At 56.8% G+C, this 22,641-nt stretch carries 18 protein-coding genes; 15 read left to right on the top strand and 3 right to left on the bottom strand.

The features are described 5' to 3' along the window. Window positions 1-142: 142 nt before the first annotated feature. Window positions 143-1,087: a LysR family transcriptional regulator gene (locus HMPREF9623_RS04450; protein WP_009532701.1), complete on the bottom strand. Its 945-nt coding sequence runs from the start codon at window positions 1,085-1,087 to the stop codon at window positions 143-145. A gap of 200 nt (window positions 1,088-1,287) precedes the next feature. Here HMPREF9623_RS04450 and HMPREF9623_RS04445 point away from each other — a divergent pair, with 200 nt between their 5' ends. The 12 genes from HMPREF9623_RS04445 to HMPREF9623_RS04390 all read left to right on the top strand — a co-directional run bounded on the left by HMPREF9623_RS04445 (window position 1,288) and on the right by HMPREF9623_RS04390 (window position 18,301). Then, entirely contained in the window at window positions 1,288-2,706 is a 1,419-nt protein-coding gene (locus tag HMPREF9623_RS04445; protein ID WP_009532700.1) for an alanine/glycine:cation symporter family protein, read from the top strand. Window positions 2,707-2,732: 26 nt separating this feature from the next. Continuing rightward, window positions 2,733-3,653 carry a glutaminase A gene (glsA, locus tag HMPREF9623_RS04440; RefSeq protein ID WP_009532699.1) on the top strand — a complete coding sequence of 307 codons (921 nt, stop codon included), beginning with the start codon at window positions 2,733-2,735 and terminating at the stop codon, window positions 3,651-3,653. Window positions 3,654-3,743: 90 nt separating this feature from the next. Beyond that, window positions 3,744-5,582: an ABC-F family ATP-binding cassette domain-containing protein gene (locus tag HMPREF9623_RS04435; RefSeq protein WP_009532698.1), complete on the top strand. Its 1,839-nt coding sequence runs from the start codon at window positions 3,744-3,746 to the stop codon at window positions 5,580-5,582. Beyond that, window positions 5,579-6,886 carry an L-cysteine desulfidase family protein gene (locus tag HMPREF9623_RS04430; protein WP_009532697.1) on the top strand — a complete coding sequence of 436 codons (1,308 nt, stop codon included), beginning with the start codon at window positions 5,579-5,581 and terminating at the stop codon, window positions 6,884-6,886. The genes HMPREF9623_RS04435 and HMPREF9623_RS04430 overlap by 4 nt, the downstream gene beginning before the upstream one ends. A gap of 17 nt (window positions 6,887-6,903) precedes the next feature. After that, window positions 6,904-7,653 carry a gamma-glutamyl-gamma-aminobutyrate hydrolase family protein gene (locus HMPREF9623_RS04425; RefSeq protein ID WP_009532696.1) on the top strand — a complete coding sequence of 250 codons (750 nt, stop codon included), beginning with the start codon at window positions 6,904-6,906 and terminating at the stop codon, window positions 7,651-7,653. A gap of 22 nt (window positions 7,654-7,675) precedes the next feature. After that, window positions 7,676-9,061, top strand: coding sequence for an APC family permease (locus tag HMPREF9623_RS04420; RefSeq protein WP_009532695.1), 1,386 nt, complete (start codon window positions 7,676-7,678; stop codon window positions 9,059-9,061). Window positions 9,062-9,384: 323 nt separating this feature from the next. Beyond that, entirely contained in the window at window positions 9,385-10,401 is a 1,017-nt protein-coding gene (gene aroF, locus HMPREF9623_RS04415) for a 3-deoxy-7-phosphoheptulonate synthase (RefSeq protein ID WP_009532694.1), read from the top strand. A gap of 15 nt (window positions 10,402-10,416) precedes the next feature. After that, a complete protein-coding gene (gene aroB, locus HMPREF9623_RS04410) occupies window positions 10,417-11,469 on the top strand; it encodes a 3-dehydroquinate synthase (protein ID WP_009532693.1) in 1,053 nt (350 codons plus the stop codon). A gap of 178 nt (window positions 11,470-11,647) precedes the next feature. Next, window positions 11,648-11,923, top strand: a complete 276-nt coding sequence (locus HMPREF9623_RS04405) for a metal-sensing transcriptional repressor (RefSeq protein WP_083826774.1) — start codon at window positions 11,648-11,650, stop codon at window positions 11,921-11,923. Between the two features lie 43 nt (window positions 11,924-11,966). Continuing rightward, a complete protein-coding gene (locus tag HMPREF9623_RS04400; protein WP_009532691.1) occupies window positions 11,967-14,543 on the top strand; it encodes a heavy metal translocating P-type ATPase in 2,577 nt (858 codons plus the stop codon). 234 nt (window positions 14,544-14,777) lie between these two features. Next, window positions 14,778-16,571: an ABC transporter ATP-binding protein gene (locus HMPREF9623_RS04395; protein ID WP_009532690.1), complete on the top strand. Its 1,794-nt coding sequence runs from the start codon at window positions 14,778-14,780 to the stop codon at window positions 16,569-16,571. Then, the gene (locus tag HMPREF9623_RS04390) at window positions 16,568-18,301 is read left to right on the top strand and encodes an ABC transporter ATP-binding protein (protein WP_009532689.1); all 1,734 of its coding nucleotides are present in this window, start codon (window positions 16,568-16,570) and stop codon (window positions 18,299-18,301) included. The genes HMPREF9623_RS04395 and HMPREF9623_RS04390 overlap by 4 nt, the downstream gene beginning before the upstream one ends. Before the next feature lie 187 nt (window positions 18,302-18,488). Here HMPREF9623_RS04390 and HMPREF9623_RS04385 read toward each other — a convergent pair whose 3' ends face one another. Beyond that, complete coding sequence (locus HMPREF9623_RS04385; protein WP_009532687.1) at window positions 18,489-19,298, bottom strand: gamma-glutamyl-gamma-aminobutyrate hydrolase family protein; 810 nt, start codon at window positions 19,296-19,298, stop codon at window positions 18,489-18,491. 481 nt (window positions 19,299-19,779) lie between these two features. Here HMPREF9623_RS04385 and nagA point away from each other — a divergent pair, with 481 nt between their 5' ends. The 3 genes from nagA (at window position 19,780) to HMPREF9623_RS04370 (ending at window position 22,180) form a co-directional block, all read left to right on the top strand. Further along, on the top strand, window positions 19,780-20,937 hold the full coding sequence (gene nagA / locus HMPREF9623_RS04380) for an N-acetylglucosamine-6-phosphate deacetylase (RefSeq protein WP_009532686.1): 1,158 nt from the start codon (window positions 19,780-19,782) through the stop codon (window positions 20,935-20,937). 26 nt (window positions 20,938-20,963) lie between these two features. Further along, window positions 20,964-21,794, top strand: coding sequence for a sugar phosphate isomerase family (locus HMPREF9623_RS04375; protein WP_009532685.1), 831 nt, complete (start codon window positions 20,964-20,966; stop codon window positions 21,792-21,794). A 122-nt stretch (window positions 21,795-21,916) separates the two neighbouring features. Further along, a complete protein-coding gene (locus HMPREF9623_RS04370) occupies window positions 21,917-22,180 on the top strand; it encodes a type II toxin-antitoxin system RelB/DinJ family antitoxin (protein WP_009532684.1) in 264 nt (87 codons plus the stop codon). A 185-nt stretch (window positions 22,181-22,365) separates the two neighbouring features. Here HMPREF9623_RS04370 and rpsT read toward each other — a convergent pair whose 3' ends face one another. Further along, window positions 22,366-22,629: a 30S ribosomal protein S20 gene (gene rpsT, locus HMPREF9623_RS04360; RefSeq protein ID WP_009532683.1), complete on the bottom strand. Its 264-nt coding sequence runs from the start codon at window positions 22,627-22,629 to the stop codon at window positions 22,366-22,368. Window positions 22,630-22,641: the final 12 nt, after the last annotated feature.

The following is a 22,641-nucleotide window of genomic DNA, read 5'->3' as shown; positions in this document are numbered from 1 at the left end:
TTCTTTTCTTTTATGAAACAATTATGTTCTTGCGAGTATAACACGCGAGAACAGTTAGAACAAGGAAACTTGTCAGTGAACGAGGCAAAACATTATGAGTTTGCACTAAACAAACGGAGCCCTAGCAAAATATAGTCTGAATTCAACCCTCAGTCTCCGCAAGTGTGCGATATTTCCGAATAACCTCCTCCTTGAATTCCTGTTCGAGTGGGGAGAGCACAGTATCCTTCCGGGTGATAATGCCGAAGGCGAGGTGCTCGGAACTTTTCAGAATCGGGACGGAAATCACTTGGTAGAGTTTGCTCTGGTCGGAGAAAGCGGCGATGCCTATGGTATAGAAGGTCGTTGTCTGAATGAGGCGCATCTGCTCCTGGCGATCGCAGACATAGATGATTTTTTGCGATTCATTTAGGTCGATGAGGCCGCTGTCGCTCGCAATGTGGTAGATGAAGTCCTCGTACTGCCCCGCGTATCGCACAAAACCGTAGTCTTTGAGCTCGCGGATATCAATCGCAGCGGGTACCTTGCCCTGCAACACCGGGTGGTTCTCGGCGAGGCACACATAGGGGCGGAAGGTGGCGAGCGGTGTGAAGCTCAGCTTCTTGTCGGCAAAGCCCTGCAAGGTCATCTCCTGATTGGTGGTCGAAAAGTGGAGAATGCCGATATCCGACTTGCCCTCTACGACATCGTTCAGAACATTGGAGGCGGAGGCCTCGTAGAGATGGTAGTGGATGGAACTGTCGGCCTGATGCCTATGGCAGACCTCGTTGAAGCACTCGGAGATATGGGAGAAGCGTGTCATGCTGACCTTAAGTCTCGACTGGGCGGAGGCTGCCTGTGTCACATAGCGGTTCAGTTTTGCCATCTCTGCGAGGATAATTTCACAGTGGTGCAGGTAGTCCTCGCCCTCGGGGGTGAGCCTGGTGCCGCGGCTCGTGCGCTGAAACAGCGTGAGGCCGCACTCCTCTTCGGTAATCTTCAGAATATGACTCAGCTGAGGCTGAGAGATGAACATTGCTTTTGCGGCATGGTTGATGGAGCCGTACTTTGCAATGGCGACAATGTATTTGATGTTATTTGCGTCCAAGCCTGCCTCCTATTGGTTTTCTTGATAACATTATACAACATAAGACCGAAAAACAGAATGCCCAACAGTTGATATTTCTTTCGTGGATAGCTGTTATCGGTCTGGAAAATTTCCGCTTTACATACTTACATGCTAGACTGTATTAGTAGATATGCACAAGTTGGGGTGGCGACAAAAAAAAGAATAGGGGGTTTCGCAATATGGTTATGCAGGTTTTGGATGCGATAGACGGCTTTCTGTACTATCCGGTCTTGCTGATTGTCATGGCGGCAGCGGGGCTTTATTTCACGATTCGCATGGGTTTCGTACAGGTGCGGATGTTGCCGGAGGGCTTGCGGGTAATGAAGGCAAAGCCGACGGAGGGGAACGGTACTTCGCCTTTCCAGGCGCTGATGATCAGCACAGCGAGCTGCGTCGGAACCGGAAATATTATCGGTGTATCGACGGCAATTTGTCTCGGCGGCGCAGGTGCGGCATTCTGGATGACGATCATGGCGCTAATCGGCTGCGCGTCTTCATTTACCGAGTGCACACTCGCACAGGTGTACAAGAAGAAGGCAGCGGACGGCACGAGCTACGGCGGCCCGGCGTACTACATTGAAGACGCCTTAAAGAGCAAGGGATTTGCGACGATTTTCGTCGTCTTCCTGCTGCTCACCTATTCCTGTGGTTTTAATCTGCTCTGCTCTTACAACACGCAGTCGACATTCCAGACCTACGCTTTCTATGTGGCAAATCCGAAGCTCGCGGCGGGTATCATCGGCGCGGTGCTCGCACTTCTGGTCGGCATCTGCGTGATGGGCGGCGGCAAGCGGATTGAGAAGACGGCGGCTTTCATTGTCCCGTTCATGGGCGTTGCCTATGTGGTGGTCACGGTGGTGGTTCTCCTCATGCATGCCGGCAGAATTCCGGCGGTCTTTGGCCGCATCTTCACCGACGCGTTTAACTTCCGCGCAATTTTCGGCGGCATTGCGGGTTCCTGTCTGGTCTACGGTATCAAGAGAGGTCTCTATTCGAACGAAGCCGGTGTCGGCTCGGCGCCGAACGCAGCTGCGGCTGCGGTGGTCTCGCATCCGGCCAAGCAGGGCCTTGTGCAGATGCTCTCGGTCTATATCGACACGATTATCCTCTGCAATGCGACGGCACTCATGTGCCTGGTCTCCGGCGTTGAGCCGACCGCGGAACTCGCGGGTGCGCAGTGGGTGCAGACTTCGCTCCAAGCGGTGCTCGGCAACTTCGGCCCGCTTTTCATCACGGTTGCGATGTTGCTGTTCTCGTTCACAACGCTGATCGGAAATCTCTACTACTGCGACAACGCGCTCGCGTACTTAAACCATAAGACCATGCCGAGCCAGGGCTTCCTGAAAGGCTTCCGGATTTACGGCGTGATCGTGATTTTTGTCGGCGCGCTGCTTCCGATGGCAGCTGCCTGGGATATCGCGGACATCATGATGGGCGGCATGTGCTTACTGAACCTGGTGGCTTGCGTGCTGTTAAGCCGCGTCGCAATCGGCACCTACCACGACTATGTGGCACAGCGCAAAGCAGGAAAAGAGCCGGTATTCCACGCAAAGGATATCGGGCTGAACCCCGATGAGCTGGATTACTGGAAGGATTGAGTTACGACAAGATAAGGGGAAAAACAATGGAACAGGATGTTCAACAGATTCTTGAGGAAGCGCTCGCAGAGGGCCAGAACGTACTGATTGAGGGCAAGGTTGCAAGCTACATTCCGGAGCTCGCAAAGGCGGATTCGTCGAACCTGGGCTGCTGCATTATGAATGCGGACGGCAGCATGTACAAGGCGGGAGACTACAATATTCCGTTTACGATGCAGAGCATCGCGAAGACTTTTTCGCTGATTCTCGCGCTGCAGACTTCGGGCTATGACCACACCTTCTCGAAGGTGGGCATGGAGCCGACCGGCGACCGCTTTGACAGCATACTCCAGCTCGAGTTAAAGGACTGGCGGCCTTTTAACCCGATGATCAATGCGGGTGCGATTGTGACGGCGGACTGCATTGCGGCGGCAGACCCGTTCGGGGAGTTCCTCACGCTGGTCAGAAAGCTCTGCGGCAATCCGAAGATTCAGTTGAACGAGAAGGTGTACCACTCCGAGAAGCGGACGGGCACCAGAAACCGCTCGATTGCCTATCTCTTAAAGAGCGATCATGTGCTGGACGGCGAGCCGGAGGATGTGCTGGATGTCTACTTCCGCATGTGCTCAGTCATGTGCACGGCAAAAGATCTCGCGCACTACGCGATGATTCTCTCGAACAAGGGCGTGGACCCGAAGACGGGAGAGCGCCTCCTCGATGCCGATATTGTCCGCATTGTGACGACGCTCATGATGCTCTGCGGTATGTACGATGAGTCGGGTGAGTACGCGGTCAAGGTCGGCCTGCCCTCGAAGAGCGGTGTCGGCGGCGGCATTGTCGCTGTCGGACAGAATGGCATGGGCATCGGTACCTTCGGGCCGATGCTGAACAAGAAGGGAAACAGCGTGGGCGGCGAGAGGATTTTACAGTATCTCTCGGAGCGCCTCGGCTACCACATCTTTGCATAAGTTGCACCAAACAAAATTAAGGCTGTAGAAAATGCATCTTGCATTTTTTACAGCCTTTTCTATCGTGGAAAGCTCTGTTATACTGAAATTATGAATACAATTGTCTCTATAGAACATTTAGAAAAGGTTTATACGGCACGCAAGCTTTTCGACGACACCGCCTGCTATATCGGGGAGGGCGAGAAGCTGGCGCTGATTGGCGTAAACGGAACCGGAAAATCGACCCTGCTTCGCATCTTGGCGGGGGAGGAGAGTCCGGACGGCGGCGAACTGATTGTGCGAAAGGGGATAGAGATTCGCTTTCTCTCGCAAAACCCGCAGTTTCTCGCGGCGGAGACCGCACTCGCGGCCTGCCTCCGCATGGCGGGCGGCGAGATGAGCGGGGAGGATACGACGGCAGCAGCCAAAAAACTGCTCGCAGCGCTCGGTGTCGGCGACGCGGAGGCGATCTGTGACACGATGTCGGGCGGCGAGAAAAAGCGCGTGGCACTCGCGGGCGTGCTCCTTCATCCGGCGGACCTTCTGATTCTCGACGAGCCGACCAACCACCTGGACGGCGAGACCGCGGAGTGGCTTGAGAACTACTTAAAGAACTTTCGCGGCGCGCTTCTCATGATCACGCATGACCGCTACTTTCTCGATTCGGTCTGCACGCGCATTTTGGAATTGGACCGCGGGAAGCTCTATTCCTATGACACAAACTATGAAGGCTTTCTCGCGCTGAAGGCGGAGCGCCTCGACATCCAGCAGGCGAACGAAAGAACCAGACAGAGCATTCTCAGAAAGGAGCTCGCCTGGATGCAGCGCGGCGCTCGCGCCCGCGGCACAAAGTCAAAGGAGCGAATCGCCCGTTACGAAAAGCTCTCGGCACTCTCGGGACCGGAGGAGGAGGCGGCATTGCAATTCGCCTCGGCCTACTCGCGGCTCGGGAAGACCACGCTCGCGTTTCACGATGTGAGCAAGGCCTACGACGGAAAATATCTGTTCCGGGATTTCAGCTATCAGTTTCAGAAGAACGACAGGCTCGGCATCATAGGCCGAAACGGCGCGGGCAAGAGCACGCTCTTAAAGCTCATCACAGGACTTGAGAAGCCGGACAGCGGTGAGATCGAAATCGGGCAGACGGTAAAAATCGGCTACTTCAGCCAGGAAAACGAGGCGCTCTCCGGAGAACTCACAGTGATTGAGAGCATCAAGGAGATTGCGGAATTTGTGCCGAGCCCGGAGGGACCGATCAGTGCCGCCAAGATGTTGGAGCGCTTTCTCTTCCCGAGCTCGCAGCACTATATGAAGGTCGAGAAGTTATCGGGCGGCGAGAAGCGGCGGCTGTATCTCTTGAAAGTCTTGATGGGCGCACCCAATCTCCTGATTCTGGACGAGCCGACCAACGACCTCGATATCCGCACAATGACCGTTCTCGAGGACTATCTGGACAGCTTTGCGGGCATTGTGATTGCGGTGAGCCATGACCGCTACTTTTTGGACCGTACCATGCACCGCATTCTGGCGCTCGAAGACGGCGTAATCTCGCAGTACGAGGGCGGTTATACGGACTATCAGGTCGAGAAGCTGAGGCGGGAAGCGGCGAGCGGCGAGAGCGGCAGTGCGGGAACGGACAGCGGCGTGAGCGCCGAAAAAGAGGCGAGTAAGCAGCGCGCCGAGGAGACGAGGCGGCAGAGAGCGCGGCGCATGACATATCAGGAAAAGCAGGATTTTTTACACATCGAGGATGAGATTGCGGCGCTTGAGGCGCGAATCGCGGAAATCGAGGCAGAGTACACGGCTTCGGCGAGTGACTTTCAGCGTCTCACCGCGCTCGATGCGGAGCGCGAAGAGGTAGAGGCAAAACTTCTCGAGCGCATGGAGCGCTGGGAATTTTTGACGGAACTGCAGGCGGAAATAGAATCGGAAAAGGAAACGAAGGCATGAGTGAATTGAAGCAGGAGGAAAAGAAACGTTACGCGGCCATTTTGCGGGAGGAGCTGATTCCGGCCATGGGCTGCACCGAACCGATTGCAATTGCGTACGCGGCTTCGGTCGCGGGCAAGGTGCTCGGCGAGGAGGCACGCCGCATGGCGCTCAGCTGCTCCGGCAACATCATCAAGAACGTAAAGGCGGTCGCGGTGCCGAACGCGGGCGGACAGAAGGGAATTGCGGTCGCGGGTATTCTGGGCCTTATCGGCGGCAATCCGGAGAAGCAGCTCGAGGTCATTGCGGATGTGACGGACAGTGCACGCGAAAAGACGCGCGAGCTCGCGGCGGCGGGCTTCTGCAAAGTGCTCTTTGCGGAGAACGCGCCGAATCTCTACATCGCAGCGAAGGTCTTCGGTGACAATCACACGGCGGAAGTCATCATCGAGAAGAAGCACACCAACATTAGCCACATTTTCCGCGATGAAAAGGAACTCGAACAGGATGAGGCAGCGCGCGCGGTCGAGAGCAATGTGTACAAGACACCGCGCGACCACATGAATCTGAAGGGCATCCTCGCGTACGCGGAGGAGGCCGATCTCTCGGAAGTCCGCGAGGTGCTGCAGCGTCAGGTGGAGTGCAATCTCGCGATTTCGCAGGAGGGTCTCGACAAGAACTGGGGCGCCAACATCGGCAGCACGATACTCGAGACTTTCGGCAGCGACGTGAAGTGTCGCGCCTGCGCGCGCGCGGCGGCGGGCAGCGATGCGCGCATGAGCGGATGTCCGATGCCTGTCGTCATCAACTCGGGCAGCGGCAACCAGGGTATCACGGTCAGTATGCCGGTTGTCGAGTATGCGAGAGAGCTGCAGGTCTCGGAGGACAGAATGCTCCGCGCGCTGATTGTGAGCAATCTGGTCTCGATTTACATCAAACACTATATCGGCGCCCTGTCCGCGTTTTGCGGTGCGGTCTCGGCGTCCTGCGGTGCGGGTGCCGGCATCAGCTTCCTCTGCGGCGGCGACTATGCGCAGATTTCCCGCACGATTACGAACACACTCGGCAATGTCGGCGGCATTGTCTGCGACGGCGCGAAGCCGAGCTGCGCGGCAAAGATTGCGAGTTCCCTGCACGCGGCGATTCTCGCGCACCACATGAGTATGAGTAACCGCTGTTTTCAGGCGGGCGAGGGCATTGTCGAGGACGATGTCGAGGAGACGATTAAGAACATGGGCTATATCGGCAGAGTCGGTATGCGTGACACGGACAAGGAAATTCTGCGCGTCATGACCGATGAGGTCAATGTGGACGATTGCATCTGAGAAAGGACGTGAAAAACATGGAGAAGAGAGCGGTAATCGGCATTTCGACGGGACTCATTACGGACGACGGGGGCATATTTCCGGGCTACCGCCGCATTTACGTGAATGAGGATTATATCAATGCGATTCTCGCGGCCGGCGGCGTGCCGGTCATGATTCCGATGAACGGTGACCGGGCGGCCCTTTCGGCGGTGGTCGACAAGCTGGACGCGCTGTTAATCACCGGTGGCGACGACATTGACCCGATTTACTACGGTGAGGAGCCGCACCGCGGTCTCGGCAGGATTGTGCCGGAGCGCGACAGCTACGACTTTACGCTCTATGAGCTCGCGAGGGAGCGCCATCTGCCGATTCTCGGCGTGTGCCGCGGCTTCCAGCTCATCAATGTCGCGGAGGGCGGCAGTCTCTACCAGGATCTCGGCGAGCGCAGCGGTGAGGTCTTAAAACACTCGCAGGGACACAGTCCGCGTGTTGCGACCCACAGCGTGGCGGTAAAGGCAGGCTCGCGCCTCGCGGAGATTCTCGGTGTCACCTCCCACCGCGTGAATTCCTTCCACCACCAGACGGTGAAGAAGGTCGGAGAACCCTTTGCCGAGGTTGCGACGGCGCCGGACGGCGTGGTTGAAGCAGTCGAGCTTCCGGGCGATGACTTCCTGATTGCGGTGCAGTGGCATCCGGAGATGCTTGAGAGTGTGGACCCGGTCATGCGGAAATTGTGGCAGGCATTCATTGCGGCGGGACAGCGGCATCAGACAGCGAAAAACTGAGCAAGCGGGAAAGGCGGATTTTGTGAAAGAGAAGAGTCAAAAGTTAGGATTTTGGTCCATTGTTTTACTCACGATTAACGCAGTCATCGGAACCGGCATTTTCCTCTCGCCGGGCAGTGTCGCGAAACAGGTCGGCAGCATTGCGCCGGAGATTTACTTCTGCGCGGCGCTCTTTGCGGCGTGTCTCGCCGTGACCTTTGCGTCGGCCTCCCGCTATGTCGTAAAGAGCGGCGCGGCTTACGCGTACACGGAAGCGGCGTTCGGTGAGAACGCCGGGTTATATGTCGGCGCAACGCGCTTTGTCGCTGCCAGCATTGCCTGGGGCGTCATGGCAACGGGTGTCGTAAAGACGGCCCTCCAGATTTTACGTCTCGACACGAGCAAGATTTCCAATGTGACCCTCGGCTTCCTCTGCCTCATGGTCATTCTGCTCATCATCAACTTCTGCGGCATGCGGGTGTTCCGCTTTGTCTCGAATCTCTCGACGGTCGGTAAGCTCGGCGCGCTGGTGCTCACGGTGGTCGCGGGTCTCTTCCTGATTCTAACGACCGGTGTGAACCGTCTCGCGGAAGTCGAGCTCCTCACGAACGACGCGGGCGAGAAGTTGATCCCGGCGCTCACGACGGGCGGTTTTGTGACGGCTGTCATCTCGGCTTTTTACGCGTTCACGGGCTTTGAGAGTGTCGCGAGCGGCTCCGGCGATATGGAGAACCCGGAGAAGAACCTGCCGCGCGCGCTCCCGCTCGCAATCGGTATCATAGCCCTCATCTACTGCGGCATCGTCTTTGTCGCCATGCGGATCGATCCGGTGTCTCTGGTCACTTCGAAGGATGTCGTGGTGCTCGCGGCGGTCTTCCCGAACCCGCTCTTAAAGGGACTCATTGTCGGCGGCGCGCTGGTCTCGATGTTCGGCATCAATGTCGCTGCATCCTTCCTGACACCGCGCGTGCTCGAGGCCATGGCTTCGGACGGACTGGTTCCGCCGATTTTCGCAAAGCGCACGGAGAGCGGCGTTCCGATTTACGCTTTCCTGCTCACCGTGGCGCTTGCCATCATCATCCCGATGGCCTTTCGGTATGACATGCGCGGCATTATGATTATCAGCTCGATCAGCCGTTTCGTGCAGTTTGTGCTCGTGCCGCTCGCGGTCATCACCTTCTACTACGGCAAGAACCGCGGCGAGGTGATTCCGAATCCGAAGAGAAACTTTGTGCTGGATGTTCCGTTTTCCCTGCTGTCGCTCGGTCTCACGGTCTTCCTGCTCGCAAAGTTCAAGTGGGCGGCGCAGTTCTCGCTTCAGGTGGACGGCAAGACCGTGCCGAACTACTACGCGATTGTTGCGATGTTCATCGGCTACGTTGTGCTTCCGGTCGGCGTCTACTTGTACCGCGCCCGCAAGAAGGCGTAAGGCCGCGGGATAGGCACTGACAATCAAAAAAAGCTTGACCTCTCCCGCACATGGTGCTATATTCCCTTCAACAAAAAGGAACGCCATACGAGAGAGGTCTTTATTTTATGAGTCAGAAGTTCGCAGTCAACGGCTATTGGTACTTTTACTTTTACGGCTTTACGGTCTGAAAGTAAGAGTGCTTTTTGCTGCGAATTAAATTCCGAATTTGCATTCGGAATGGGGCGTTTTCGGGACGTCCGCGGTGAAAACACTTCACCGCGGATGTCCTTTTTTGTTCGAGTTACCCGCTGAACCAGGCATTGAAACAGAGGAGAGAGAGTATGATTATCATCATCAACAGCAAGACCAAGCCGGAAAAAGTAAACGATCTGGTAAACTGGATTGAGAGAAAGGGTCTGAAGACCCATATCACGGAGGGTGATTATCAGAATATTATCGGCGTGATCGGTGACACCTCCCGCATCGACGAGGATCAGGTGAAGAGCTTTGACATTGTCGAGGCTGTGAAGCGGGTCTCCGAGCCCTTCAAGCAGGCAAACCGCAAGTTCCACCCGCACGACACGGTGGTTGAGGTGACGCCGGAGGTCAAGATCGGGCACGGCAATTTCGGCCTGATTGCGGGCCCCTGCTCGGTGGAGAGCGAGGAGCAGATTATCTTTGTCGCGCAGAGCGTCAAGGCGGCGGGCGCAACCATGCTCCGCGGCGGCGCGTTCAAGCCGCGCACTTCCCCCTATGATTTCCAGGGTCTGAAGGCAGAGGGACTGAAGTTGCTGCTCGAGGCAAAGAAGGCGACGGGTCTTCCGATTGTGACCGAGATTATGAGCGCCGAGCACATTCCGCTCTTTGAGAATGTGGATGTGATTCAGGTCGGCGCGCGGAACATGCAGAACTTTGAACTTTTAAAGGAACTCGGCAAGCTGAATAAACCGATTCTTCTGAAGCGTGGTCTCGCAAACACGATTAAGGAGCTCTTAATGAGCGCCGAGTACATTATGAGCTCTGGCAACGAGAACGTGATTCTCTGCGAGCGCGGCATTCGCACCTACGAGACGGCGACCAGAAATACGCTGGATCTCTCGGCGGTTCCGGTGCTGCACGAGCTCTCGCACCTCCCGGTGGTCGTGGACCCGAGCCATGCGACAGGCGTGGCGCGCTATGTGAAGCCGATGGCCATGGCGGCGGTCGCTTCCGGCGCGGACGGCCTCATCATCGAGGTGCACAACGACCCGCCGCACGCACTCTCGGACGGCGCACAGTCGCTACGCCCGGAGCAGTTCGCGGATGTGTCCCGCGCGATTTCGCTGATCCGGAAGGCCACGATTGAGGCAAATGCCTGAGCGAGGAGGAACGGTATGGAACAGGTTCTGGTGCGGGCCTCGAGAGTCTACGAGGTAATCATCGGCGCGGGCGTGCTCTCGGAGCTCGGACTTCGGACGGCGGCGCTGATTCGCGGGCGGAGAGCGGTGATCGTGACGGACTCCAATGTGGGACCGCTCTACGGCGAGCAGGCGGCCGAGACACTCCGGCAGGAGGGCTTTTCGGTCGAAACCTTTACCTTCCCGGCGGGTGAGGCCTCGAAGAATCCGGGGACGCTCCTGGAAGTGCTGACCTTTTTTGCCAAGGCAGAGCTCACGAGACAGGATGTCGTGATTGCGCTCGGCGGTGGTGTGACCGGTGATCTCGCGGGTCTCGCGGCTTCTCTCTATCTCCGCGGCGTGCCCTGTGTTCAGGTCCCGACCTCGCTGCTTGCGATGGTGGATTCCTCGGTCGGCGGCAAGACAGCGGTCGATCTGCCGGAGGGCAAGAACCTGGTCGGAACATTCACGCAGCCCTATCTTGTGCTCTGTGACAGCAAGGCACTCGACACGTTGGCGCCCGAGGTCTTTGCCGAAGGCATGGCGGAGGTCATCAAGTACGGTATGATACGGAGCCGTGAACTCCTGGAACTTCTGCTTCGCGATGAGGCGGCGGAGGAACTGGAGCACATCATTGCCCAGTGCGTGCGCTTAAAGCGCGATGTGGTCGCGGAGGATGAGCAGGATTTCGGCGAGCGCCAGATTCTGAACTTCGGCCACACACTCGGTCACGCCATCGAGCGGGAGATGAACTATAAGCTCTTCCACGGCGACTGCGTCGCGATCGGCATGGCGCTTATGACCCGTGCGCTTGTGCGGGACGACCGCTGCCCTGAGAGCTGCGAGAAGATTCTGGAGAAGCTTCTCAAAAAGTATCAGCTGCCGAACAACACGGAGCTGCCGAGCGAGCGCATACTCGCGGCGGCGCGCGCCGACAAAAAGCGCCGGGGTGAGAATATCACGCTGATTGAACCGAATACCCTCGGCAACTGCGTGCTCGTAAAGACAGACTTTACGGAACTCGCGCGGCTCCTGGAGCTCGGGCGCTGAGATAAAAAAGCCAAGGCGGAATTCCGCCTTGGCTTTTTTTTGAACCGGATGCTTGACAGATACAGGGTGGGGGTATAAGATAGTGGCAGATAAGAGGTACCCTACCGGGGTATACGAAAAATGAAAGAGGTGCGGTGTGGCAGAGAACAAAGAGACGGCCTGTCCTCATTGCAGCGGTATGAAAAAGGTGCGTGACAGAGAAGAGCAGAGACAGCTCTTAAACCGGCTGAACCGCATCGAGGGGCAGATACGCGGGGTGAAGAAGATGCTCGCGGAGGATGCCTACTGCATCGACATCCTGAATCAGGTTTCGGCGGCAAACTGCGCGCTGAACAGCTTTACCAAGGTGCTGCTCGCGGCACACCTAAAGTCCTGTGTCGCGGAAGATGTGCGCGAGGGCAACACGGAAAAGCTGGACGAGCTGGTCAGAACCCTGCAGAAGCTGATGAAGTGAGGCGGACGGTAGCGGATGGGAAAGGCATAAGAAAGAAGGTAAGATGAAGCAATACACAGTCAGCGGAATGAGCTGTGCGGCCTGCCAGGCGCGGGTCGAGAAGGCGGTGTCAAAGCTGCCGGGGGTAAAGAGTTGCTCGGTGAGTCTGCTCACAAACTCCATGGGCGTTGAGGGAGATGTGACATCGAGTGAGGTTATACAGGCTGTCGAGGCGGCGGGCTACGGCGCGGCCGAGAAAGACGCGGCAGAGCAGAGCCACGGAAGCTATCAGGCAAAGCTCGCGGCCGAAGAGGATGCCTTAAAAGACAGAGAGACGCCGAAGATGAAACGGCGGCTCATCGCCTCGATTGTATTCCTCCTGCCGCTTCTCTATCTCACGATGGGACATATGATGTGGAAGTGGCCGCTTCCGGCGTTTTTTGACGGAAATCATGTCGCAATGGGACTGTTGCAGCTCCTCCTTGCGGCGATCATCATGGTCGTGAATCAGAAGTTCTTTGTGAACGGTTTTAAGAGCCTCTTTCACGGCGCGCCGAATATGGATGCGCTGATTGCCATTGGCTCTTCGGCGGCCTTCCTCTACTCGACCGTGATTCTCTTTCTGATGACGCGGGCCGTGGTGGACGGCGATCAGGCCAAAGTCACGGAATACATGATGGAGTTTTACTTCGAAACGGCCGCCATGGTGCTCGCGCTGATTACGGTCGGCAAGATGCTCGAGGCCTACTCAAAGGGCAAGACGACCAGTGCTTTAAAGTCGCTCATGAAGCTCGCGCCGAAGACCGCGCGGGTCGTGCGGAACGGCGAAGAAGTTACGGTTCCGGTCGACAGTGTCCGGGTCGGCGACATCTTCCGCGTAAAGCCGGGCGAGAATATCCCGGTGGACGGCCTTGTGGTCGCGGGAAACAGCGCGGTCAACGAAGCCGCGCTGACCGGCGAGAGTCTGCCGGTTGACAAGGCGGTCGGCGATGAGGTGAAGTCCGCGACTCTGAACCAGTCGGGCTTCCTTGAGTGCCGCGCGACCAGAGTCGGTGAGGATTCCACGCTCGCGCAGATCATCAAGATGGTCAGCGATGCGGCGGCGACTAAGGCGCCGGTCGCAAGACTCGCGGATCAGATCTCCGGTGTTTTTGTGCCGGCGGTCATTCTGGTGGCGGTCGTGACGACCGTAATCTGGCTTTTGGTCGGCGGAAGCATAGGCTTTTCGCTGGCGCGCGGCATTGCGGTGCTCGTGGTGAGCTGCCCCTGTGCGCTTGGCCTCGCGACGCCGGTCGCCATCATGGTCGGAAACGGTGTCGGCGCGAGACAGGGTATTTTATTCAAGAACGCAGAGGCCCTGCAGGAAACCGGAAACGTGCAGATTGTGGCACTCGATAAGACCGGTACCATCACGAACGGAACGCCGGTCGTGACGGATGTGCTGGCAAACGGCGACCGGGATAAGCTGCTCCGCGCGGCCTATGCGCTCGAGGCAAAGAGCGAGCACCCGCTCGCGAAGGCGGTCGTCGCCTATGCGAAAGAGCAGGGTCTTCCCTTGGAAGAGGTCGATGACTTTGCGGCGCTTCCCGGCAACGGCTTAAGCGCGCGGCAAAACGGAACGACGCTCTTTGCCGGGAACCTGAGTTTTGTGCGCGGCAAGGTCGCGATTCCCGCGGAACTTGAGACAGCGGCGGATGCACTCGCTGCAGTGGGTAAGACCCCGCTCTACTTTGCGGCGGGACAAGAGCTCCTCGGCGTAATCGCGGTCGCGGATACGATGAAGGAGGACAGCGCGGAGGCAATCGCAGAGCTGAAAAGGCTCGGCATCCATGTGGTCATGCTGACCGGCGACAACCAAAAGACGGCCGAGGCAATCGGCAAGCAGGCGGGTGTCAACGAGGTCGTGGCAGGCGTGTTGCCGGACGGCAAGGAGGCCGTGATCCGCGCGCTTCGGGAAAAGGGCAAGGTCGCCATGGTCGGCGACGGTATCAACGATGCGCCGGCATTGACTCGCGCCGACATCGGCATTGCGATCGGTGCGGGCGCGGATGTGGCCATCGACGCGGCGGATGTGGTGCTGATGAAGAGCCGTCTCACGGATGTCACGGCGGCGATACGTTTGAGCCGTGCGACCTATCGGAACATTCTGGAGAACCTCTTCTGGGCACTCATCTACAATGTGCTCCTGGTGCCGACGGCGGCGGGCGCCTACCTGCATTTCTTCGGCATCGCGATGAACCCGATGCTCGGTGCGGCGGCAATGAGCCTGTCGAGTGTCTGTGTCGTGAGCAATGCGCTGCGTCTTAATTTGTTCCGCGTGCACGATGCGCGGCATGACAAGCCGCTGCGGCATCATGTTACGGTAAACCAAACAGGGCGGCTTTTGGAAGCCGCAAGCGCCGAAAAGAGCGCGAAAGGAGATTTTATGAAGAAGGAACTTACAATCAAGGGTATGATGTGCGGACACTGCGAGGCGACGGTCAAGAAGGCGCTCGAGGCTCTGCCGGGCGTTGAGAGCGCTGCGGTGAGCCATGAAAAGGGCGATGCGGTCGTGGAGCTCAGCAAAGAGGTCAGCGACGAGGCGCTCAAGCAGGCAGTGGAAGAAAAGGATTACGAGGTGACCGGCGTTAAGAGTCTCTGAGCCGGAAGATTGATTTGAAACGCGCGGACATGACTATGGTCTCCGGGGCGGCGAAAGCCGTGCCCGGAGATTTTTTTTGAAAGAAAACGACCGGCGGCTTTTATTTACAAAAGCGGAGTGCTATCATAGGTATAAAGTGGTTAGGTAAATCTAATTTATTGCGACAAGCCGCTTCGGCCGGTGTAAGGGCAGCGAAAAAAGATGCCGTCCGGGTGCGGAAAGGGGGAGAGATTTATGGCGGAAACAGGCAAACAAAAAGGGCAGGAACAGGGTCGCGGAAAGAGTTTTTTAAACTATGTGACGAAGTTTGCTGCGGTGAGTAAAGCGAGCTACCTGCGAAGTGTGGTGCTGGCTTGTATCGGGGTTATTTGCTCCATAGTCCCGTATTTTGTGATGGGCACTATGGTAAAGCAGCTCCTGCAGGGAGAGCGTAACTACGACGTATTTCTCCTAGAGGGAGGGCTCATGGCAGTTTTTATCGTGCTCGGTATCCTCTTTCACACGCTCTCGACCAACTTGTCACACAAAACGACCTTCGCGCTGATTGCGGGGATACGGACGGAACTCTGCGAAAAGCTTGCGCGTCTGCCGCTCGGAACGGTGCGCGAGACACCGTCCGGCGCGCTCAAAAATATCATGATTGAGCGAACGGATGCAATCGAGACGACGCTTGCGCATGTGGTGCCGGAGTTTACGGCAAACCTGCTTGCGCCGCTCCTCATGTTTTTGTATCTCTGCCGCATCGACTGGCGCATGGCGCTCTTATCGCTCGCGACCCTGCCGCTTACGCTGCTCTGCCTGATGGCGATGTTTCACGACTACGAGCGTCCCTTCCGGAGAACGCAGGAGACCACCAAGGTACTGAATGACACGGCGGTCGAGTACATCGGCGGCATTGAAGTCATCAAGGCCTTCGGCAAGGCGGAGAGCTCCTATGCCCGCTTTGCGCGCGCGGCCGAGGAGAACGCGCGCAGCTTTACGGACTGGATGCGGGCAAGCATTGTGCCCTTTTCTCTCAGCATGACGATTGCACCGGCAACCCTGCTTGCGGTGTTGCCGCTCGGCGCGGTCTTTGTGATGCAGGGCACGCTCGCGTTTCATGACTATGTGATGATACTGATTCTTTCCTGCGGATTGATTACGCCGCTCATCACGGCGCTCAGCTACAGCGACGACATCGGGAAGGCGACCTCGATTTTCGGTGAGATCGACGCCGTGCTTACGCTTCCGGAGCTCTCGCGTCCCGCAGAGAGCCGTGCGGTTCCGGACGGCAGCGAAGTGCGGCTTTCCGGGGTGTGTTTCGGCTACGGGGACAAGGAAGTTCTGCACGGGATTGATCTCGACATTCCGGCGGGAAAGGTGACAGCTTTGGTCGGACCCTCGGGGAGCGGTAAGTCGACCATTGCGAAACTGGTTGCCTCTCTCTGGGACGTCGGAGACGGCAGCATCACCCTCGGCGGCGTCGATTTAAGGGAACTTTCGTCGGAAGACTATAACCGGCAGGTTGCTTACGTTTCTCAGGACAGCTTTCTCTTTAACACGACGGTGCGGGAGAACATACGCATGGGAAGGCCGGGGGCGAGCGATGCCGAAGTCGAAGCGGTCGCGCGGGACAGCGGCTGCTATGACTTTATCATGGAGTTGGAGCATGGGTTTGACACCGTGGTCGGCGGAAGCGGGGCGCATTTGTCGGGCGGTGAGCGCCAGCGCATTTCGATTGCCCGCGCGATGATGAAGGACGCGCCGCTCCTCATTCTGGACGAGGCGACCTCCTATGCGGACCCGGAGAATGAGGCCTTGATTCAGGAATCCGTGGCAAGGCTTGCTTGCGGTAAGACCCTGCTGGTGATTGCGCACCGGCTTTCGACCATTGTAAATGCGGACCAAATTGTCGTCGTGAAGAGCGGAGAAATTGCGGCGCGCGGAACCCACGCAGAGTTGCTGCGAGAGAGCCCGCTCTACCGGAAGATGTGGGAGGCACACAGCAGCGCAAGAGATTGCTCGGAGGAAGGAGGGCTGTCCGAATGATTGCGACACTCAAAAAGTTCTTTGCCTTTTGTTCTCCGAAACATAGGCTCATGTTTTATGAGTCCCTGTTGCTCGGTGTACTGATTGCCGCTTGCGAGGTGATCAAATATCCGGCTGTGAGCCTCGTGCTCCACGGCTTTTTGGGACATAGCTTGACGGGCGGCACCGTGCGCATCTGCTTCCTGCTCTTATTCGGCGGGATACTCGCAGAGGCCGCACTTCGCGCCAAGCAGGCCATGCTGCAGTGCCGGGCAGGCTATGGGGAGTGCGCAAACAAGCGCATTGAAATCGCGGAAAAGCTGCGCTTTTTGCCCATGGGCTTTTTTAACCGAAAAAGCCTTGGCGATATCAGCTCGGTGACCACCAATACCATGGAGCTGCTCGGCGATGTGGCGACCCGTGTGGTCATGCAGACAACACAGGGGCTTCTCAATACGGCCCTCATTGTGCTGATGCTGGTGATTTTCGATTGGCGGATAGGCCTGATTGCCCTTGTCGGAATACTGCTCTTTGCCATGATCAACGCCCGCATGCAGCATAACAACGAGGCTTTGTCCGGTCAAAAAATAGCGAACGATACCCGGCTTATTGAGAACGTGCTTGAGTACATTCAGGGGATTTCCGAGGTGAAGTCCTACGGGCTAAGCGGAGAGTCCGAGCAAAAGCTGAAGGAGAGCATTGCGGAATCCGCCCGCTTGATGACCGATCTGGAGTTTGCGTCAAACCGCTACATGCCGCTGCAAAACGGGGTGTTGAAGCTCACAGGACTCGGCATTCTGCTTGCCTCGCTTCGCTTTTATTTGGACGGCAGCATGGACCTCGTCACGGCGGTGCTCATGATGATTATGGCCTTTCATGCCTTCGCGGGTCTTTCGAGCATGGGCGCTTATTCCGCGCTGCTCCGCATGGTGGATCTCTGCGTCACAAGAGGACAGGAGATACTCTCGCTTCCGTCGATGGAGATTGACGGCGAGGCCTATACGCCGAAAACACATGACATTGCACTCGAAGAGATTGACTTTGCGTATGAGAGTCGGAAGGTGATCGACGGTGTGTCGCTTCGCATTCCGTCCGGCACGAGCGCGGCCTTTGTGGGCCCCTCCGGCAGCGGCAAGACGACACTCTGCCGGCTGATTGCCCGCTTCTGGGATGTGCAGAGCGGAACGGTGCGCCTCGATCAAAAGGATGTGCGGGACTACTCGATTGACGCACTGATGGAGAACTTTAGCTTCGTGTTCCAGTCGGTTTACCTGTTTCATGATACGGTCGCAAACAACATACGCTTCGGGAAACCGGATGCGTCTATGGAAGAGGTCATTGCCGCGGCAAAACAGGCCTGCTGCCACGACTTTATTACCGCGCTCCCGGAGGGCTATGATACCGTGATCGGTGAAAATGGCGCCTCGCTCTCCGGCGGGGAGCGGCAGCGCATCTCGATTGCGAGAGCCATCATGAAGGATGCGCCCGTCATTATCCTCGATGAGGCGACCGCCAATGTGGACCCGGAGAATGAGAAGGAACTCATGGAGGCAATCGCGGCACTCACAAAAGAGAAGACGGTCTTAATGATTGCGCACCGCCTGAAAACCGTGCGGGCGGCGAAGCAAATTTTCGTGGTCGAGCGCGGGCGCATTGCGCAGCGCGGAACTCACGAGGAACTTCTTCGGGAGGACGGCATATACCGCAGATTTGTGGAGGCCAGAAACAAGGCGCTCAGCTGGAAGGTATGAATTCGAATGCGAAAAGAGCCGCGGCGAAAGGGAACATCGGTTACGCGGCACCGTTGAGACAGCCTTACAAGCGAAAAGGAATCCCGAAGTTCATCCGGGATTCCTTTTTTCGCGGGGTGATGCCGCTGCCATAGGGTCAGTCATGAGGTATCAGGAACGTTGAATCCGATACAGATGCAAAAACGGTTTATTTCTGCTTCTTGGTTTCTGCCGCTTTGAGGAGATTCTGATAGAACGGGAGATAGGCATCCTTGCCGTCTTCGACAATCAGCGCTTCCGAGTGGAACTGCAGTCCCATGAAGTAGGTATTGTCATCCTTTACGACGGCCTCGATGATACCGTCGGCAGACTTGGCGACGACATTCAGGTGATCGCCGAGTTTGTCCACAGCCTGGTGATGCCAGGAGTTGACCTCATAGGTACCCGCGCCGCCGAAAGCATCTGCCACAATATTGTTGCCGTCAACTGTGATGTCGTGGTAGGCAAAGACCTTGTGGTTCGGGTCGCGGTGGATGATGTCGCTCTCGACTTTGGACGGGAAGTCCTGATACAATGTTCCGCCGCAGATGATGTTCAGAAACTGCATGCCTCTGCAGGTGCAAAGCGTCGGAATATCCGTCTTGATGGCTGCGTTGATCAGCGCATAGTCGGAGACATCGCGCGCTTCATTGGACTTCTCGAGGAGCGGATCCTTGGTCTCGTGATAGTAGGAGAGATCGATGTCCTCGCCGCCGGTCATGACAAGCGCATCCAGATCCTTCAGGGCTGCCGCTGCCTCTTCTTCCGTCTTGAACTGTGCCAGATAGACGGGTTCGCCGCCCGCCTTGATGACGGCGTTGCAGTAGTCGTCTTTCGCGGTGTCGAGATTATCCTCCGACCAGGAGATGCCGACCTTCAGCTTCTTGGTCTCCGCCTTCTTTGTGCCGCCACAGGCGCAGAGCGAAACAGCCATTGCCACAGTCAGTACCAGGCTTGCAAACTGCCTTAATTTTTTCACAATAGTCCTCTCTTCTGCAGCAGACACCTCCCCTCTGTACAAGTAAATCTTAACGAACGACTGTCGTCTTTTCAACAGATATACAAACAATAAAATAAAGATTTACGGTAAAAATGCTTAAGAAAATTGATTGATGTGAGAAATGTATGGACAAAAATTAGGTTAAACAGGTGAAATAGAATGAAATTCTGTAAAAAGTACACAAGAGCTTGCGAGGGGGGAGCCGCACTGCGACCGCGAATCTCTACGCCCGGTTCCGCGCGGGTTGTTGCGCCCGTGTCGCTTCGCTGCTGTTTACCGGGAATTGACTTTGATATTTTGTTGACAATGTGAGCGCGAATGCGAGGGCGTGAAAGCATTGCTGACCATATTGCACAGAAAAAGACGGAACCAAAGGCCCGGTGTTGTTGTTAGACTTGAGAAAGTGCCCGGAATGGACTACACTGGAGCCGGTACAGCTCGGACAAGAGGGGAGGCAGAAATGCTCTTAAAGAACGGCTCTTTTTATTACGAAAAACGCCTGGTATCGGGGGATCTCCGCGTGACGGGCGAGACGATTGCGGCATTTTCCCCGCAGACCGCGGGTGGCCTTATGCCGCTTGCGAATGAGGAAGTGCTGGAACTCGGAGGGGCGGCGGTCATACCGGCCTTCTTGGACATTCACACGCACGGTGCGGTCGGCGTGGATGTCAATGCGGCGAGCGCCGAGGACTTTGAAAAACTGGCGCGTTTTTTTGCGCGTCAGGGGACGGGCAGCTTTCTCTGCTCGATTCTGACCGATACGGAAGCGCAGACGGAGCGCGCCATTCAGGCTTTTCTCGACTGGAGGAAGCTACCGCACGCAGGCGCCGATTTACTCGGCATCCACTTAGAGGGGCCGTTCTTGTCCCCGAAGCATAAAGGGGCGATGCCGGAGAGCCTGCTCCGCACGCCTGACTATGAACTGATTGCCCGCTACCAGGAAAAGGCAGAGGGGCACATCCGCTATATCACGCTTGCGCCGGAGCTGCCGGGTGCCATTGAGCTGATTCCGAAGCTCCGCGCGCTCGGCATCGTCACGGCGCTCGGTCACTCGGATGCGGATTACCGGACCACGGAACAGGCTATTTTTGCGGGAGCTCGTGCGGCGACGCACACCGGTAACGCGATGCGCCCCTTTGACCGCCACGAGCCGGCCATTTTCGGTGCGGTGCTCGCCTCGGAAGAGGTCTACTGCGAGATGATTTCGGACGGTCTCCACTTACACCCGGGCAGCATTTGCCTCTACTTACAGGCGAAGGGACTTGACCGCGCGATTGCCATCACGGACTCCATCATGGCGGCGGGACTGCCGGACGGCGAATACATGCTCGGCGTCAACGAGGTCGTGGTGAAGGACGGCGATGCGCACTTAAAGCACGGGGATGCCCGCGCGGGAAGCACGCTCACCATGGCGCGCGCCTTCCGGAACCTAAGGAAGTTCACGGGGCGGCCTACTGCGGAACTGGTTCCCTTGCTCTCGGAGAATGCGGCGCGCCTTCTCGGGGAGGAGAAGAGAATCGGAAGTCTGACCCCGGGCAAGCGGGCAGACCTCTTGATTTTAAAAGACGATGAGATTCACCGCGTCATGCTTCGCGGCGCGTTTTGTAACTTTGACTGAAAACAGAGAGCAGAGAAGGAGGCATCATGGCAGGACATTCGTATCATTCGTATTATGAAATCGGCAGAGAGGAACTCGGGAAGGACGCAAAAATTCCGATTGTTGTCTGCAAGGAGCCCGGAGAGGCGTTCTATGAGCTCGCACTCGAGATGGTAGAGGAGATTGAGAAGAACAATGCGGCGGGACGCCGCACGGTGTTCATCTGCCCGGTGGGACCGGTGGGACACTACCCGATTTTTGTGCGCCTCGTGAACGAGAGAAAGGTTTCGTTAAAGGACTGCTGGTTCTTTAACATGGACGAGTACCTGACCGATGAGGGCGAGTGGGTCCCGAAGGAAGACAGACTTTCCTTCCGCGGCTTCATGGAGAGAACCGTGTACAGCAAGATTGCGCCTGAGTTAAACATCCCGGAAGAACAGCGCATTTTCCCGGATCCGCATCACCCGGAGAAGGGCGATGAGCTGCTGGAGAAGCTCGGCGGCGCGGATATCTGCTTCGGCGGCATCGGCATCACCGGTCACCTCGCATTCAATGAGTCCCAGCCGGAACTTTCCCCCGAAGAGTTTGCGGCGCTGCCGACCCGCGTCCGCACGATTGCGCCGGAGACCCGCGCGGTGAACTCGATCGGCGACCTCCGCGGCGCGCTTGAGGACATGCCTTCGCTCTGCGTGACCATAGGCATGAAGCAGATTCTCTCGGCAAAGAAGGTGCGTCTCGGCATGTTCCGCGACTGGCACTACTCGGTCATTCGCCGCGCGGCTTACGGCGAAGTCAGCGCTTCCTTCCCGGTGACGCTGTTACAGCGCCATCCGGATGCCAAGATGTATATGAGTGAGCGCGTGGCAAGCGGGAATTAATGAAGAATAGGAAATAGCTTCCGACAGAAATAGAAAAAAAGCAGCGCGGAAAATTCTGCGCTGCTTTTTGTATTGTTATTTGCGGCAAATGTAGATACAATGCATATAAAAGGAGGGACAACATGGCACAAACAAGCATCAACATTCGCATGGATGAGGATTTAAAGAAGCAGTTTGACGCGTTCTGCTCCGATATCGGTATGAGCATGTCGACCGCATTTTGCGTGTTTGCAAAAACCGCTGTCAGAGAGCGGAGAATACCTTTTGAGATATCCGCAGAAAAAGATCCCTTTTACAGCGCTGCCAATATGACGAGGCTGAAAAAGTCCATTGCCGAAATGGAGGCAACGGGCGGTACGGTCCACGAAGTGGAGCTCGATGATTAAAGCGTGGACAGAAGATGCGTGGGGAGATTTTGAATATTGGCTAAAGCAGGACAAAAAGACGCTAAAAAGGATTTTACAATTTCAGATTGTCCGGTGCGGCTCTCACTACAGAGATAAGTAAAAAACGGCAAGAAAAAAGCAGAGCGGAAATCCACTCTGCTTTTGCCTTTGTTCTATGGCAGCGATTAGCCGATTGCTGCAACAGACTTCGAGAGGCGAGACACCTTGCGGGAAGAAGTGTTCTTGTGCAGGATGCCCTTGGAAGCTGCCATCGTGAGCGCACGCTCTGCCTTGCGGAAGCTCTCCTCTGCTGCTGCCTTGTCGCCTGCTGCGACAGCTGCGTCGACCTTCTTGACAGCGGTCTTGACAGCGGACTTAACAGCCTTGTTTCTCTCTGCTCTCTTTGCGGACGTCAGAATTCTCTTCTTCGCGGATTTGATGTTTGCCAATTTCTTTTCCTC

It is taken from the genome of Stomatobaculum longum (assembly GCA_000242235.1).
GTDB classification, from domain to species: domain Bacteria; phylum Bacillota; class Clostridia; order Lachnospirales; family Lachnospiraceae; genus Moryella; species Moryella longum.
Note: the sequence above shows the minus strand (reverse complement) of the source record. Positions and strands in the feature narration are given on the sequence as shown.